The sequence below is a fragment of the Neotamlana nanhaiensis genome, from assembly GCF_000943555.1.
GTDB lineage: Bacteria > Bacteroidota > Bacteroidia > Flavobacteriales > Flavobacteriaceae > Neotamlana > Neotamlana nanhaiensis.
This window is the reverse complement of record NZ_JTDV01000001.1, coordinates 530753-546323: the sequence shown is the minus strand read 5'-3', so window position 1 is coordinate 546323 and position 15571 is coordinate 530753. Positions and strand designations below refer to the sequence as shown.

The window sequence follows — 15571 nt, the reverse complement described above, 5'->3', positions numbered from 1 at the left end:
GCCGTTTAAAAAAGTGTAAAATCTGTCGTTCTGAATTCATTTCAGAATCTGAAACAAGTTCAGATTGACAAAAAATATGACTTTTTAGACAGCCTCTATGTAAAGCGTTATTCTTTTACTTTTTGGTTTCTATAATAATAACACCATTTTTACCCTTAGCGCCATAGGTCTCGATGGCTTTATCTCCTTTTAACACTTTAATTTCTTGTATGTTTTCTGGTAATAACTGAGACATATCCGTTTTACTAATTATTTCTCCGTCTACCACGTAAATAGGGTTTTCGTTGTTAGTGTTAATAAAAAGCATTTCTTTTTTTTGAGGATCATCGGTGTTAATTATCTTAATTTCATCTTTGTTTATTATCTTAATTTCGTCAGAGGTAATTATTTTAGATTCAGGAGTTACTTTAACTACCTCACCATTTCCAATTTGTACTACTCTAATTTCCTGATTGTTATTATTTATAATTAATTCGTTGTCTTTGTCTTTATCTGAAACGGTATAACTATATGTGCTAATTTTTTTAGTAGATGTAGAATCTGGAGTGTTATATACTATTTTAACAACCTTTTCTTGAGCTGTTGCAGCACCAATGTTTATGGTATCTTCATCTTTATTAAAGGTAATTTGTATTGGGGTTATGCCGGTATCTTTTTTTATATTGTAATTGGCCTTAGAGTTTTTAGAATTAGCTTCAATTTTTATGGTAGTAATATCACCAGAGCTATTTCGTTTAATAGTTTTAAACTTTAAGTTAAGCCCCATATTTTGGAGTTTGCTTTTAATATTTTGTAATTCTGCTTCTGTGTTCGATTTCGAGATAATTACCGTAATTGTATTCTTTACGTTAATTTCAGCTAAATTTAAGTTGTCTTGTTCAATGTAAACAGTTTCGGTATTAAAGCTCATTAAAAATAGAGCCAATAAAGGCAGTACAAAAGTAAACTTAATTAAATTGATGTTTTTTGATTTTGATTTGTGTAACATAACGATTCGTTTTTTGATTAATGAATTATAAAATGCATTACTTAAAGCCAATTGATGATTTGGCAAACTTGTTTTAAGTAATGTGTATTGGTAATGTTTTTTGCAGTGCGATGCTTTAATTGCATTGTAATCTGCTAAAAACTCTAAATTTTGCTTCAATTGTTTGTTGTATAGCCATATAACTGGGTTAAACCAAAGCACTATACATGCTATTTGAGTTAAAAGTACATCAATACTATGGTATTGCTTCGCATGAATTTTTTCGTGGTTAATAATTTGTTTTAACTCGGCATCATTAAATTGTTTTGGGTTGTAAACAATCCAATTAAAAAAGGAGAAAGGTGCGATGTGGCTGTTAGTTTCTACAAACGTATATTTGGCCAATTTTTGCCTTTTACTTTGGAAAATAAGTTTAAATAATGTAGAAATTTGAAAAATAAATCTAACCAAAAAAAACACGACACCTATAAGGTATAAGTAAAATATAAGGTTGGTAGTGTCTAAACCATTTTGCATCGTCTCATTAACAGTTTGGGAAGATTTAAAACCTGTAATTTGTAAGGCGGTAACTGTTACATAATCTTTTACAACGTACATAGGCACTAAAAACGACGCCATTAAACCCAAAAGTAAATACCATCGGTTTTGTTTAAAAAAGGTATCCCGTTGTAAAAACAGTAAATAACACAGATAAAAAATAGCAATAACAGCACTCACTTTTACTAAATATTCCATATTAATCCTGTTTTTCTATTAAGGCAATAATTTCTTTAAGCTCATCTACACTAATCTTTTCTTCTTTAGCAAAAAACGAAACCACATTCTTGTACGAGTTGTTAAAATAATTGTTTATCGCAGTGTTCATAAACTTTTTACGATACGCTTCCTTGGATACAATTGGGTAATATTGGTGCGTTTTTCCGTAGGCGTTGTAGGCCACAAAACCTTTATCTTCTAATTTTCTTATAATAGTCGATAAGGTGTTGTAATGCGGTTTGTCTTGGGTTATTTCGGCCATAACATCTTTAACAAAAGCTTTTTCAAGCTTCCATAAAATCTGCATTATTTCCTCTTCTTTATTTGTAAGTTTTTCCATGTTTATACTTTTTGGGCGTTCGGGCGGCTTTCAGTAGTCGCTCTCTGCGAGGAGCTCCAACAATACTTCAATCCCTAACGCATTCAAATATATAACTATTTTTATAGTTTTAAAACTGTTTTTATAGTTATTTAACTAAAAATTAAGTTTTCAAAAAAACTTGTTCCTTTTTACAACACAGTTTTCACTTTGATTTATCTTCGCAAAAAATTAAGGTTTTTATGAGTTTACTTTGGGTAATATTAGGCTTTATGCTTTTGGTAATAGGAGGTGAGTTTTTGGTACGATCGTCGGTGGCATTATCATTTAAATTCAATATTTCTAAAATGGTAATAGGTATGACGGTGGTTAGTTTTGCAACCTCCGCACCCGAATTATTGGTTAGTTTGCAAGCAGCACTTTCTGGTTCTCCGGCCATTGCCATAAATAATGTAGTGGGATCCAATATAGCTAATATTGGTTTGGTATTAGGTGTTACCGCCATGGTTGGAGCTATTGCTGTCGATGCTTCGTTTTACAAACTTAATTGGCCAGCAATGATGGTGTTTTCAATTGCTTTGTATTATTTTTTGAAGAATGATAATTCGTTATCAGCCACAGAAGGTGCGATACTGTTTTTAGGTTTAATAGTATTTTTATTCATTTTAATAAGAAATGCGAAACAAGATGGCATACCAGAAGAAGTAGACGATAAACTTGCAAATACATCAAACTTTAAAATAGTTATTTGGTTATTAATTGGTGCTGCAGCACTTTATTTTGGAAGTGAATGGTTGGTTAATGGCTCTAAAACCATAGCACGTTCTATTGGTGTTAGCGAAGCCGTTATTGGTGTTAGTTTAATTGCCATTGGCACCAGTGTGCCAGAATTGGCGGCATCGGTAATTGCTGCGGCAAAACAAGAAAAGGCCATTTCGTTAGGTAATTTAATAGGCTCTAATATTTTTAATATTGCTTCGGTATTAGGGTTAACAGCTATTGTAAAACCAATTCCTGTTACCGAACCACAAATTTTAAGCAGTGATTTTTTCTGGATGCTCGGGTTTGCTGCAATTTTAATTCCTTTAGTGTTTATTCCTAAAAGACTTCAAATAAGTCGTATAAAGGGTTTTTTGCTAGTTTTAGCCTATGGTATTTTTATGTTTTTGGTATTTACCAAAGGAAAGTTTTAAGAGTTAAACAATTATTAAAAATAAGGGATAAAATAAGTTAGCTTACCGTTTTTTATATCTTTAGAAGAAAACAGTTAAAATAAAAATTTTCTAAAGCTATGAAATTATTACATTTATACTTACTAATTATTGCAATTACATTAGTGTCTTGCGGCTCTAATAAGCATACAGATAGTGAAAAACTCTATAATACAACTTGGGAATTAGAATATATTTCTGGCTCCCGTATTGCATTCAACGGACTTTATCCAGACAAAAAGCCAAAAATTAAGTTCGATAAAACTACAGGAAAAGTAACTGGAAATAATAGTTGTAACGGATATTCTGCAGATTATACCCTGGAGAACAATAATATTTCATTTGGCGCACCTGGACCAACGACTATGATGTTTTGCGGAAGTGGCGAACAGCAATTTTTAAAAATTATAAAACAGATAAATACATTTAGTTTTAACGATAACGGAAAGCTAAACCTTTTGTTAGACGATGTTGCCATGATGCGATTTAAAAAAGTAGAAAACTAAAAGTTCTTTTGTTTTATTATAAAAACGGAGCGGTCAATAAAAATAAAAAAGCACTTATCGTAAAAATAGATAAGTGCTTTTTTTTTATGAATAAAACAGATTTTTAAATCTTAAACGTCAGCAGACTTTACAGTTTTAATAATTCTAGCTGCGATTTTGTACGGATCACCGTTTGATGCAGGACGTCTATCTTCTAACCACCCTTTGTATCCTTTTTCAACAGTGATTAAAGGAATACGAATCGATGCACCTCTATCAGACACGCCATAAGAGAAATCGGTAATAGCCGCAGTTTCATGATCACCAGTTAAACGTTGGTCGTTAAATTCACCGTAAACAGCAATATGCTCGTCAACAACAGGTCTAAATGCTTCACAAATTTTCTCGTAAGTTTCTTTAGAACCACAAGTTCTTAAAGTTGTGTTAGAGAAGTTTGCGTGCATACCAGAACCATTCCAGTCCATATCTTTACCTAGTGGTTTTGGGTGATACTCAATGTAGTAACCGTATTTTTCAGTTAAACGTTGTAATAAGTATCTAGAAACCCATATTTCGTCACCAGCTTTTTTAGCGCCTTTTGCGAATAATTGGAATTCCCACTGTCCACAAGCAACCTCTTGGTTAATACCTTCAAAGTTTAATCCAGCAGCAATACATTGGTCCGCATGCTCCTCAACTAAGTGTCTTCCGTGAGTGTTTTTTCCACCAACAGAACAGTAATACATACCTTGAGGCGCAGGATAACCACCAACAGGGAAACCTAATGGTAATTGAGTTTCAGTATCCATAATAAAGTATTCTTGCTCGAAACCAAACCAGAAATCATCATCTTCATCATCAATAGTAGCTCTACCGTTAGAAACGTGTGGTGTACCGTCAGCATTCATAACTTCAGTCATTACTAAATACCCATCTTTTCTGTCTGGATCTGGGTAAATAGCAACAGGAACTAATAAACAGTCAGACGAACCACCTTCAGCTTGTCTTGTTGAAGATCCATCAAAAGACCAATTTCCTAATTCTTCTAAAGTACCTTTAAAATCCTCATGTTCTTCTACTTTTGTCTTACTTCTCAAGTTTTGAGTTGGGAAATACCCATCTAACCAAAGGTATTCCAATTTAATTTTTGCCATAATGTATGTTTAATTATTAAATCAAGTTAGTTATATCTCAACAAATATAATTTTTTATGTGCTTACTCTATGTTTAATAGGGGTGTTTTAACGAGGTAGTAATATATTTTTATTTAAACCCTATTTTTTTGAGGGATATATTGAAATAATTCAATTTATTTTTATGAAAACTGAAAAAGTGATAATAATAATTTTTTGTTTTTTAAATCAACTTTAGTTTTTCGTATGTATTTTTGCCAAAAAATATCATACAATGTCTACACTTCGTTTTCATGCTTTAAAAAAGACTTTAGCAAACAAACCCGTTTTGTTTGAAGATAACTCGCCACGCTCCGAACTGTTTGCAAAAAACGTATTTAACGAAAATACTATGCAAAAGTATCTCACTCAAGATGCGCTTCAAGGTGTATTAAATGCTATTAAGCGTGGTAAAAAAATAGAACGCGGTGTAGCCGACCAAGTAGCAGCTTCAATGCGCGATTGGGCTTTATCAAAAGGTGTTACACATTATTCGCATTGGTTTCAACCTTTAACAGGAAGTACGGCCGAAAAACACGATGCTTTTTTTGAATTAACCGAAAATGGTTTGGGTATTGAAAAGTTTGATGGAAGTTCATTAGTACAACAAGAACCTGATGCGTCAAGTTTCCCTAGTGGCGGTATTCGTAATACGTTTGAAGCCCGTGGTTATACCGCTTGGGATCCTACTTCTCCTGCATTTATTTATGGTACAACGCTTTGTATACCTACTATTTTTGTGGCTTACACAGGTGAAGCGCTCGACTATAAAACGCCGCTGTTAAAAGCACTACATGCTGTTGATGAAGCTGCGACCGATGTTTGTAAATATTTCGATAAGAATGTTAAAAAGGTAACTTCGTCATTAGGTTGGGAGCAAGAATATTTTTTAGTAGATAAAGAGCTAATTGCAAGTAGACCAGATATTCTTTTAACGGGGCGTACCTTGCTTGGGCATTCTTCGGCAAAAGGGCAGCAGTTGGACGATCATTATTTTGGAGCCATACCAACACGTGCTTTTAATTTTATGAAAGATCTTGAGCACGAATGTATATTGTTAGGTATTCCTGTGAAAACAAGGCATAATGAAGTGGCGCCAAATCAATTTGAACTGGCTCCCATTTTTGAAGAAGCCAATTTAGCCGTCGATCATAATGCACTGGTTATGGACATTATGGGGCGTGTGGCTAAACGCCATAACTTTAAAGTGTTATTGCACGAAAAGCCATTTGCAGGTATAAACGGTTCGGGGAAACATAACAACTGGTCGTTATCGACAGATACTGGAATTAATTTATTGTCTCCTGGAAAAACACCAATGAGTAACCTACAATTTTTAACCTTTTTTATAAATACAATAAAGGCTGTTAAAGATTATGAGGCCTTATTAAGAGCATCAATAGCATCGGCTAGTAACGATCATCGTTTGGGAGCTAACGAGGCACCACCAGCAATTATGTCGGTGTTTATAGGCGAACAATTGTCGAAAGTTTTAGCTGAATTAGAAGGGGTTACAAAAGGTAAATTATCACCTGAAGAAAAAACCGAATTAAAACTAAATGTTGTTGGTAAAATACCTGATGTTTTATTAGATAATACCGATAGAAACCGAACCTCACCATTCGCATTTACAGGAAATAAATTTGAGTTTAGAGCGGTAGGTTCGCTGGCCAATTGTGGAAACCCCATGACGGTTTTAAACACTATTGTTGCAAAGCAATTAAAAGATTTTAAAGTTGAAGTCGATAAGTTAATTGATAAAAAAGATTTAAAAAAGGACGAAGCTATTTTTAATGTGCTTCGCGAATACATAAAAGAAACTAAAGGCGTTTTATTTGAAGGAAATGGTTACGGTAAAGCATGGGAAGACGAAGCAGAGAAAAGAGGATTAAGTAATAATCGTACCACACCAGAAGCTTTAAAAGCTAAAATTACAGATAAAAATATTGCACTTTTTGAAGAAATGGGCGTAATGAGTAAGGTGGAAACCGAAGCACGTTACGAAATAGAAATGGAAGCTTACGTAACCCATATTCAAATAGAAAGTATTGTTTTGGGCGATATGGCTAGAAATCAAATTGTACCTACTGCGGTAAAATATCAAAATACATTAATTGAAAATGTGCAAGGTTTAAAATCTATTTTTGAAAAAGATTTCGATAAATTAGCAAAAGAACAAATTAAGTTAATAGAAGAAATATCGAAACATATAGAAGGTATTAATAACAACGTAACTAAAATGATAAAGGCAAGAGAAAAGGCTAATACCAATCAGCTAGCTCAACAAAAGGCCTTGGTATACTGCTTTGAGGTTAAACCGTTTTTCGATAAAATTCGTTCGCATTGCGATAGTTTAGAACTCTTGGTTGATAACGAAATTTGGCCATTAGCGAAATACAGCGAATTATTATTTACACGATAAAAATTAAATCCCGTAATAAAAAGCGGGATTTTTTAATGCAAAAAAGTAAATTTGCAGCACAATACAACATTATGAGTCAAGAAGTTTCTAAACGATACGCACAGCGAGGCGTTTCAGCATCAAAAGAAGATGTTCACAATGCTATAAAAAACATCGATAAAGGTTTGTTTCCTAAAGCATTTTGTAAAATAGTTCCAGATTATTTAACAAACGATAGCGATTATTGCTTAATCATGCATGCCGATGGCGCAGGTACAAAATCCTCTTTAGCTTATATGTATTGGAAAGAAACAGGCGATGTATCGGTTTGGAAAGGTATTGCGCAAGATGCGTTAATTATGAATATTGACGATTTATTATGTGTTGGTGCTACCGATAATATTATGTTGTCTTCAACCATTGGTAGAAATAAAAATTTAATTCCAGGAGAAGTTATTTCGGCCATTATTAATGGTACAGAAGAATTGATTGATGAATTGAAAAAATTTGGTGTCACCATTCACTCAACAGGAGGTGAAACAGCCGATGTTGGCGATTTGGTGCGCACTATTATTGTAGATTCTACAGTTACAGCACGTATGAAACGTAGCGAAGTTGTTGATAATGCAAACATTACACCAGGTGATGTAATTGTTGGTTTAGAAAGCTTCGGGCAAGCCACTTACGAAACCGAGTATAATGGCGGAATGGGTAGTAACGGATTAACTTCGGCGCGACACGATGTATTTAATAAGTATTTAGCTGAAAAATATCCAGAAAGTTTTGATGCTTCGGTGCCAGAAGATTTAGTGTATTCTGGTAATGTAAAATTAACCGATGCTGTTGAAAATTCACCAATTGATGCTGGTAAATTAGTGCTTTCGCCAACTCGAACGTATGCGCCAATTATAAAAGCCATTTTAGCCAAATATAACAGCGAAACTATTCACGGTATGGTACATTGTTCAGGTGGTGCGCAAACTAAGGTTCTTCATTTTATTGAAGAAAATCATGTGATTAAGGATAACTTGTTTCCAATTCCGCCGTTATTCAAATTAATACAAGAACAAAGTAAAACCAATTGGAAAGAAATGTATCAAGTTTTTAATTGCGGTCACCGTATGGAACTTTATGTTTCTCCAGAAGTGGCTGAAGATATTATTTCAATTTCTAAATCTTTTAATGTTAACGCTCAAATTATTGGACGCGTAGAAGCTTCAAAAGAAAAAAAGCTTACAATAAAAAGTGAGTTTGGGGAGTTTAACTACTAAAGTTTATTCAATCCTAATTTTTTGGAACGATTGTTGATAAGTTTTGTAACTTAAACATTAACTAAATACAACCAGATGAAATATTTAATTTTTGTACCAGCTTTTTTCATTGCAAGTGTATCGTATGCGCAACCTAGTTTTTTATTTAAAAAAGATAAGGATAAAGAAGAAAAATATGCAGGACCGCAATGGGATCAAACTAATAAAGCATCGGTTTATTTAAGTCAAGTTTCTTTTGTAAACTGGAATGCTGGTGGTACTAATTCTATTTCTGGGTTGTTTGCTTTCGAAACAAAAGCCAATTATAGCGATAAATACTTTAGTTGGAACAATAACGCTTTAGTGCGATTGGGTATCAACAAGCAACAGTCTAAAGACTTACAAAAATCAGACGATTTAGTTGAGATAAACTCAAATTTAGGGTATCAGCCCGATGTAACTTCAAACTGGTTTTATTCGGCTCGAATGAATTTTAAGAGCCAGATGTTTAATGGTTATAAGTATCCAAATACCGATGAGCCTATTTCGCGTTTATTAGCCCCAGGTTATTTGTTTTTTGGTGGTGGAATGGAATACGGTAAACATATTGATAAATTATCGTTTTACTTTTCTCCGTTAACATTAAAGGCAACCTTTGTTTTAGATGAAGATTTATCGAATTCGGGAGCGTTTGGCGTAGAACCTGCGGTTTACGACGATAGCGGTAATTTGTTAACACCAGGAGAGCGTGTAAGAAAAGAATTGGGTGTTTTGGTTACTAATACTTATGAAACCGAGGTGGTTACAAATATTAATTTAAAAAATCAGGTGAGTTTATATTCCGATTATGTAAATAATTTTGGAAATGTTGATATTGATTGGAGTGTTGACTTCGATTTTAAAGTAAATAATTATATTAAAGCGACTTTAGGATCTCATATTCGATACGACGATGATGTTAAAACCAAAGTGCCATCAACCGAAGTAGAAGGCGAATTCGATGAAGCTGGCGCTAAAGTACAGTGGAAACAATTTTTAGGAATTGGTGTAGCTGTAGACTTTTAATGATAACCTCTTCTTTTTAAAAAAAATCTAAATAAATCCTTTTATTAAGGCTATAAAAGCGCAAGTAATAAAGCTATCAATTAAAAATATAAAGGAGAAGAATTTAAAATTCGAAATACCACTTATTTTATAAAAATTTAAACGCTTTCTTAAGTTTCTATCACTTAGCATAATCCAAAGTAAAAGTGTTAAAAATAACTTAGTACATAAGGCTAATATTACCATAGGGTTAATAATGGTAATAACAATGGTTATTAAAAACGACCATAATGCTAATGGTTTGTAATAGTTAAGTATGGAGGTTATTTGTTTTAACATACTTCATTTAACGTTTACGCTATTAAAATTATTTTGCATTCTTAATAAATCCGTAAAAAGTTGTACTTTTGGTTTCCAATTTTTTGAAGAGAGATGTTAGAGAAGTTACAGATAGTAAAACAACGATTTGATGAGGTTAGCGATTTAATTATTCAACCCGATATTATTTCCGACCAAAAAAGATATGTTGAGTTAAACCGAGAATATAAAGATTTGCGCGTACTTATGGACAAGCGCGAGCAATATATTGAGTTAACCAATAATTTAGCCGAAGCTGAAGAAATTATTGCAGATGGTAGTGATGCCGAAATGGTTGAAATGGCTAAAATGCAATATGATGAAGCCAAAGAAGGTATTCCAAAATTAGAAGAAGAAATTCGCGTACTTTTAATACCGAAAGATCCTGAAGATGCTAAAAATGCAGTGGTAGAATTACGTGCTGGTACAGGAGGTGATGAAGCCAGTATTTTTGCAGGGGATTTATATAGAATGTACAGTAAGTATTGCGAAAGCAAAGGCTGGCGCGTTGATGTGGTAGATTTTAGTGAAGGTACTAACGGCGGATTTAAAGAAATTCAATTTGAAGTTTCTGGCGAAGATGTTTACGGTACTTTAAAGTTTGAAGCTGGTGTACATCGTGTACAGCGTGTGCCACAAACCGAAACTCAAGGTCGTGTTCACACCAGTGCAGCAACTTGTATGGTATTTCCAGAAGCAGAAGAATTTGATGTAGAAATTGACCCAAAAGATGTGAGAATTGATTATTTCTGTTCGTCTGGTCCTGGTGGGCAATCGGTAAACACAACTTATTCTGCTGTACGACTTACGCATATACCAACAGGTTTAGTAGCACAATGTCAAGACCAAAAATCGCAGCATAAAAACAAAGAAAAAGCCTTTAAGGTATTACGTTCTAGACTTTACGATTTAGAATTGGCTAAAAAAATGGAAGAAGATGCGGCTAAACGTGGCAGCATGGTAACCTCGGGTGATAGAAGTGCAAAAATTAGAACGTATAATTACCCACAAGGGCGTGTAACCGATCATAGAATAGGTTTAACGCTGTACGATTTGCAAAATATTGTAAATGGTGATGTTCAAAAAATAATTGACGAATTAATGCTTGCCGAAAACACCGAAAAGTTAAAAGCTAGCGACGAAACAATATAAATTTAATAGAGGCTCTCTAAAAAGTCACATTTTTGTCAATCTGGACTTATTTCAGATTCTAATGTGTTTTGAAAATAATTTGTTAAGATTCTGAAATGAATTCAGAATGACAGATTTTACACTTTTTAGACAGCCTCTTTTTTTAGAAATATAGTACAAGTGACAACAGAACAACTCGTTTCAGAAATTAGAAAAAAGAAGTCTTTTTTATGTATAGGATTGGATGTCGATTTAAATAAAATTCCAGAGCATTTATTACAAGAGGACGATCCTATTTTTGCATTTAATAAAGCTATTATTGACGCAACACACCATTTATGTGTGGCTTATAAACCAAATACGGCATTTTACGAAGCTTATGGTATTAGAGGATGGCAAGCGTTACAAAAAACCATAGCTTATTTGAATGAAAATTATCCTGAAATTTTTACAATTGCAGATGCTAAACGAGGCGATATAGGAAATACGAGTACTATGTATGCGAAAGCGTTTTTTGAGGATATGGCTTTCGATTCGGTTACCATAGCGCCTTATATGGGAAAAGACTCGGTAGAACCTTTTTTAGCTTTTAAAGATAAACACACTATTCTTTTAGCATTAACATCCAATCAAGGCGCATTCGATTTTCAAACCAAAAAAATTGATGAAAACGAATTATATAAAGAAGTTTTAAAGGTATCGAAAACCTATAAAAATGCCGAAAATTTAATGTATGTGGTTGGTGCAACTAAAGCCGAATATTTGGCCGAAATAAGAGATATTATTCCAGAAAGTTTCTTGTTAGTGCCAGGGGTAGGAGCGCAAGGAGGTAATTTACAAGACGTTTGTAAATATGGTATGGCTAAAAACGTGGGCTTATTAATTAACTCGTCTAGAGGTATTATTTATGCTTCAAAAAATAGCGATTTTGCCCAAGCTGCAGCATTAAAAGCTAAAGAAATGCAAATTGATATGGCGGCTCTTCTATAAAAGGGTTTATTTTTCTTGAGTTTTTAATTTTAATGCCTTAATTAAATCTTTTGAGGTTATGGGTTTAATAATATACGACTTAACCTCTTTAATAATTTTTGCTCGTTCTATATCTTTTGTATCAACCGAAGAGGTGATGATATAAATCTTAGGCAAATAATTAAATTTTTTTGATAAATTTTGAAGTAAATTTATAAACTCCCAACCATTAACTTTAGGCATGTTAAGGTCTAATAAAATAATGTTTGGCAAAAGGCTCTTATCTTCAATATTTTCGATAATGTAGTTAATAGCAATTCTTCCGTTTTCAAGCAAAATAATGTTAGACTCTTTAAAACCAATATTTACTAAAAGTTGTTTGGTAATTTTTCTAAAAAGTAAATTATCATCAATTACAGCAACTTTATTCATGGTTTAGTTTTATTCTAATTAGGTTCCCTTTATTTGAATTATTAAACAAATCTATTTTTCCATTTAACTTCTTAATGTAAAGTTTTAAAAAATATAAGCCGTAACTATTATTGGATCTGTCGTTATTATAATTCTTTAATTTTTCCGAAGTATTGTCAATAATTAAATTAGTAGTTTGTTGATTTAATTTGGTACTATTATCGCGATAAATTATGTTAAAATATTTTCGAGTTAAATATGTTGTAATATCAATTTTTAATTCATTTTCCTCAACATTGTACATATATGAACTGGTTAATAAGTTATTAAATATGTTGTTTATATGTGCTTCTGGTAATTTTATATCGGCATTTAGTTTAAAGTTTAAAGTTGTATTTGTTGGTTTTAAGTATTCAAGAGATTTTAGTGTTTTTTTTAAGCTTTTAGAAAACGAAATGTTGTCTAAAGTTTTATTATTTAAGTTTTTAATAAAGTCGTGATAATTAATTAATAAGTTTAATCCGTAGTTTAAATTAGTAACGTTACTTTGGTACATTTGCTCCACTTCTCTTAAATTTAATTTTCCATTTTTAAACGATTCCTTATAATAATTTTGCAATTCTTTTAGGGCAATTATGGGTTCTCTTAAATTATGCGAGGTAATAGTAGCAAAGTCCTCTAGGTATAAGTTTTTTTCTTGAATTTCGTTGTTAACCTTATTTAAGGTTTTATTGGCATTATATAATTCCTTGGATTTTTGAGAAATAACTTTAAAAAAATCTATAAATCTAAAAGTGTAAAGGAAAATACTAAATAAAATTAAAACATTTAAAAACAGGAAAATAATATAAACACCTAAAGTCTTACTAATAACATTGTAATAAATTATGGTTGAAATAGCCATTATTACAAGAATAGGAAGTAAAAAGAAATAAGGGAAATATTGATATGGATGGGTTTTTTTATAAGGCGTAATTTTGAAATTATATTGTTGAACATTTTCCATTAAAACAACTTCAAAAAGTGCAATTGAGTTTATAAAAAATAATATTGAAGTATTCCAGCTTAAACTTTCAAAACCAAAAAACGAGGATACCGAATTTTTATTTAATAGGTAAAAAAATATGGCAAATGAAGAAATTAAATAAAGTAAAGAAGTTGTTGTAATAAAATAATTTTTAATGGCAGAAATATTAATAAAAAACGCAGAAAGGTAGGCCAAACAAAACATAAAAATAGTTGCCACAGATGAAAAACTATAAATACCAGTTAATTCAATTTTTAAGCCTATTCCTATTAATTGCAAGATTTGAATAATAAATCCCAATATTAAAAAAACTTTGGTTGGAGTTTTTTTTAAAAAAAAAGGTACTGTTAATATTAAAAAGCTAACGCTTGTTACAGGCTTCATTGTTGCGTTGGCATTAATAATATAACCTGTAAAAAAGTTATTTATATGGTTTGTAAACCAAGAATATAAATTTAATACCGCTAAAACTATTGTTACAAAAATTGTAAACTTATAAGCGAAAAATGTTTTATGCCTAAAATGTTTAGTTGTTGTTAGGTACATGATATAGTTATAAATCTTGTTTAAATTTAATTTATAATAAAGTCAATATATAGATTTAAGGGAGAAATGAAATCAATTAAATTTACGACTAAATTTTAATTAAGTGAAGAAAAATCGTAAAAACTGATCGTGCATAACATTTTATTTCGATAAAAGGTAGGTTAATATCGAAATAAGGAAAGGAGATTATATTTTGTTAATGATGTACGCGGTCTTGTTATGTAAAAAAGCAAAATCATAAAAACCTGAAAAACAGTTTGTTGTTCTGTTTTCAGGTTAAGATAATTTAGTGATTGCTTGTTTTAAGTCAAGTTTACTTACATCTTCAACAAAATTTTCAATTTTAGTTTCAAGTTCTTTTAAGCTTAAAAACTTATTTAGGTTGGGCTTAATTTTGCCAACTTTACAAAAATGTGTGTTCATAATTACGTTCTTTTTAATAAAGTACGTGTTAAACCTTAAATTAGACGTCATCGAATGGTTAAAAAATTGCAAAAAAATTATGCCATAGGTTGTTCTTGGTGTAAATCTCTGGAAAGATATTTTAGGCGATTCATTTTATTTAGGAGTTTAATGGCTCTAAATTCAAAAAAATCACTTAGTGCAGAGTCGGTTTGTTTGTAGTTGTAAGCCCGCTCTAATAGCTGTTTGTGTCTGCGGCTAAGTTTTTTTAGCTGCAACTGGATGAGTTCAATTCTATTCATTAGTTCGTTGGTTTAGAAGAACTTAAAGATACATTATTTTTTATTAATATAAAAATGTGATTTAAACCAACTGTCAATAAATTAATTATTTAGTCTTGCAAAGCAAAAACACGCTTTAATAAATCGGTAGTTCTAGACGATACATTATTGCGTATTTCTTTTTCTTCAACGGCAATCATTTTATAAACACCACTTAATGCTTCACCAGTTACATAATCGGTTAAATCTGGGTTCACATTTTTTGTAAATGGTATGTTGTTGTATTTAGTAATTAGGTTGGTCCAAATTTTATCGGCACCAACTTTAGCAAACGAATTATTAATAACGGGTTGAAATTTGTTATAAAGCGAAGTTTGCGTTTTTGTAGTTAAGTATTGCGTGGCCGCATCGTCGTTACCTAACAAAATGTTTTTTGCATCGGCAAAGGTAATACCTTTTACAGCATCAACAAAAATAGGTGTAGCTTCTTTTACGGCGTCTTCAGCAGCACGATTTAATACTTTTAAGCCTTCATCTGCCAAATTACTTAATCCAATATCTCTTAAGGCTTTATCAACCTTTTGTAATTCTTCTGGTAAGGTTATTTTAACCAATTCGTTTTTAAAAAAACCGTCGGTTTGTGTTAGTTTGGTAACTTGTTTATCAATACCCAAATTTAATGCTTGAATTAAGCCCGATGCTATTTGTTCGTTACCAATACTTGTATTTTCTTGCGGAAGTTGGTTTACTACTTGTTGTAGTTCGGCACAGGCAGTTAAGTTTAAAACAAAAACGGCTAATAATATTTTGCGTAACATAGA

General features: G+C 31.9%; 16 protein-coding genes. 7 read left to right on the top strand and 9 right to left on the bottom strand.

The window, feature by feature from the left end; all coding sequences use genetic code 11:
• Positions 1–115: 115 nt before the first annotated feature.
• Both PK35_RS02210 and PK35_RS02205 read right to left on the bottom strand, forming a co-directional pair.
• Complete coding sequence (locus PK35_RS02210; protein ID WP_044625001.1) at positions 116–1723, bottom strand: M56 family metallopeptidase; 1608 nt, start codon at positions 1721–1723, stop codon at positions 116–118.
• 1 nt (position 1724) lies between these two features.
• Positions 1725–2084: a BlaI/MecI/CopY family transcriptional regulator gene (locus PK35_RS02205; RefSeq protein WP_044625000.1), complete on the bottom strand. Its 360-nt coding sequence runs from the start codon at positions 2082–2084 to the stop codon at positions 1725–1727.
• A 221-nt stretch (positions 2085–2305) separates the two neighbouring features.
• Between PK35_RS02205 and PK35_RS02200 the strand changes: the two genes are divergently transcribed.
• Together PK35_RS02200 and PK35_RS02195 are read left to right on the top strand one after the other, a co-directional pair.
• A complete protein-coding gene (locus tag PK35_RS02200; RefSeq protein ID WP_044624999.1) occupies positions 2306–3256 on the top strand; it encodes a calcium/sodium antiporter in 951 nt (316 codons plus the stop codon).
• Positions 3257–3354: 98 nt separating this feature from the next.
• Positions 3355–3780: an META domain-containing protein gene (locus PK35_RS02195; RefSeq protein WP_044624998.1), complete on the top strand. Its 426-nt coding sequence runs from the start codon at positions 3355–3357 to the stop codon at positions 3778–3780.
• A gap of 110 nt (positions 3781–3890) precedes the next feature.
• Here the strand turns inward: PK35_RS02195 and PK35_RS02190 are convergent, their stop codons facing one another.
• Positions 3891–4913 (bottom strand): glutamine synthetase beta-grasp domain-containing protein, encoded by a 1023-nt coding sequence (locus tag PK35_RS02190; RefSeq protein ID WP_044624997.1) that lies wholly within the window; start codon positions 4911–4913, stop codon positions 3891–3893.
• Between the two features lie 253 nt (positions 4914–5166).
• Between PK35_RS02190 and PK35_RS02185 the strand changes: the two genes are divergently transcribed.
• The 3 genes from PK35_RS02185 to PK35_RS02175 all read left to right on the top strand — a co-directional run bounded on the left by PK35_RS02185 (position 5167) and on the right by PK35_RS02175 (position 9647).
• A complete protein-coding gene (locus PK35_RS02185; protein ID WP_044624996.1) occupies positions 5167–7353 on the top strand; it encodes a glutamine synthetase III family protein in 2187 nt (728 codons plus the stop codon).
• A gap of 71 nt (positions 7354–7424) precedes the next feature.
• Positions 7425–8603, top strand: coding sequence for an AIR synthase related protein (locus PK35_RS02180; protein WP_044625222.1), 1179 nt, complete (start codon positions 7425–7427; stop codon positions 8601–8603).
• Between the two features lie 75 nt (positions 8604–8678).
• The gene (locus PK35_RS02175) at positions 8679–9647 is read left to right on the top strand and encodes a DUF3078 domain-containing protein (protein WP_044624995.1); all 969 of its coding nucleotides are present in this window, start codon (positions 8679–8681) and stop codon (positions 9645–9647) included.
• A 27-nt stretch (positions 9648–9674) separates the two neighbouring features.
• Here PK35_RS02175 and PK35_RS02170 read toward each other — a convergent pair whose 3' ends face one another.
• Entirely contained in the window at positions 9675–9965 is a 291-nt protein-coding gene (locus tag PK35_RS02170) for a hypothetical protein (RefSeq protein WP_044624994.1), read from the bottom strand.
• A 93-nt stretch (positions 9966–10058) separates the two neighbouring features.
• On the opposite strand from PK35_RS02170, the gene prfA reads away from it, so the two are divergent.
• Both prfA and pyrF read left to right on the top strand, forming a co-directional pair.
• Positions 10059–11135 carry a peptide chain release factor 1 gene (gene prfA / locus PK35_RS02165; RefSeq protein ID WP_044624993.1) on the top strand — a complete coding sequence of 359 codons (1077 nt, stop codon included), beginning with the start codon at positions 10059–10061 and terminating at the stop codon, positions 11133–11135.
• A 159-nt stretch (positions 11136–11294) separates the two neighbouring features.
• Positions 11295–12104, top strand: a complete 810-nt coding sequence (gene pyrF, locus PK35_RS02160; RefSeq protein WP_044624992.1) for an orotidine-5'-phosphate decarboxylase — start codon at positions 11295–11297, stop codon at positions 12102–12104.
• 6 nt (positions 12105–12110) lie between these two features.
• Here the strand turns inward: pyrF and PK35_RS02155 are convergent, their stop codons facing one another.
• The 5 genes from PK35_RS02155 to PK35_RS02135 all read right to left on the bottom strand — a co-directional run bounded on the left by PK35_RS02155 (position 12111) and on the right by PK35_RS02135 (position 15568).
• On the bottom strand, positions 12111–12515 hold the full coding sequence (locus PK35_RS02155; RefSeq protein WP_044624991.1) for a response regulator: 405 nt from the start codon (positions 12513–12515) through the stop codon (positions 12111–12113).
• Complete coding sequence (locus PK35_RS02150) at positions 12508–13800, bottom strand: phytochrome family protein (protein WP_131474387.1); 1293 nt, start codon at positions 13798–13800, stop codon at positions 12508–12510. Before PK35_RS02150 ends, PK35_RS02155 begins: the two co-directional genes overlap by 8 nt.
• Before the next feature lie 543 nt (positions 13801–14343).
• Positions 14344–14490 carry a hypothetical protein gene (locus tag PK35_RS17575; protein ID WP_157841050.1) on the bottom strand — a complete coding sequence of 49 codons (147 nt, stop codon included), beginning with the start codon at positions 14488–14490 and terminating at the stop codon, positions 14344–14346.
• Between the two features lie 77 nt (positions 14491–14567).
• Complete coding sequence (locus PK35_RS02140) at positions 14568–14771, bottom strand: Lacal_2735 family protein (RefSeq protein WP_044624988.1); 204 nt, start codon at positions 14769–14771, stop codon at positions 14568–14570.
• A gap of 89 nt (positions 14772–14860) precedes the next feature.
• On the bottom strand, positions 14861–15568 hold the full coding sequence (locus tag PK35_RS02135) for a DUF4197 domain-containing protein (protein WP_044624987.1): 708 nt from the start codon (positions 15566–15568) through the stop codon (positions 14861–14863).
• Positions 15569–15571 lie beyond the last annotated feature (3 nt).

Excerpts from the sequence above, each read along its gene's own strand:
- PK35_RS02135 (WP_044624987.1), bottom strand. The coding sequence starts at position 15,568 with ATGTTACGCAAAATATTATTAGCCGTTTTTGTTTTAAACTTAACTGCC.
- PK35_RS02190 (WP_044624997.1), bottom strand. The coding sequence starts at position 4,913 with ATGGCAAAAATTAAATTGGAATACCTTTGGTTAGATGGGTATTTCCCA.
- PK35_RS02170 (WP_044624994.1), bottom strand. The coding sequence starts at position 9,965 with ATGTTAAAACAAATAACCTCCATACTTAACTATTACAAACCATTAGCA.
- PK35_RS02155 (WP_044624991.1), bottom strand. The coding sequence starts at position 12,515 with ATGAATAAAGTTGCTGTAATTGATGATAATTTACTTTTTAGAAAAATT.
- PK35_RS02200 (WP_044624999.1), top strand. The coding sequence starts at position 2,306 with ATGAGTTTACTTTGGGTAATATTAGGCTTTATGCTTTTGGTAATAGGA.
- PK35_RS02195 (WP_044624998.1), top strand. The coding sequence starts at position 3,355 with ATGAAATTATTACATTTATACTTACTAATTATTGCAATTACATTAGTG.
- PK35_RS02180 (WP_044625222.1), top strand. The coding sequence starts at position 7,425 with ATGAGTCAAGAAGTTTCTAAACGATACGCACAGCGAGGCGTTTCAGCA.
- prfA (WP_044624993.1), top strand. The coding sequence starts at position 10,059 with ATGTTAGAGAAGTTACAGATAGTAAAACAACGATTTGATGAGGTTAGC.
- PK35_RS02175 (WP_044624995.1), top strand. The coding sequence starts at position 8,679 with ATGAAATATTTAATTTTTGTACCAGCTTTTTTCATTGCAAGTGTATCG.
- PK35_RS02185 (WP_044624996.1), top strand. The coding sequence starts at position 5,167 with ATGTCTACACTTCGTTTTCATGCTTTAAAAAAGACTTTAGCAAACAAA.
- PK35_RS02140 (WP_044624988.1), bottom strand. The coding sequence starts at position 14,771 with ATGAATAGAATTGAACTCATCCAGTTGCAGCTAAAAAAACTTAGCCGC.
- PK35_RS17575 (WP_157841050.1), bottom strand. The coding sequence starts at position 14,490 with ATGAACACACATTTTTGTAAAGTTGGCAAAATTAAGCCCAACCTAAAT.
- PK35_RS02205 (WP_044625000.1), bottom strand. The coding sequence starts at position 2,084 with ATGGAAAAACTTACAAATAAAGAAGAGGAAATAATGCAGATTTTATGG.
- PK35_RS02210 (WP_044625001.1), bottom strand. The coding sequence starts at position 1,723 with ATGGAATATTTAGTAAAAGTGAGTGCTGTTATTGCTATTTTTTATCTG.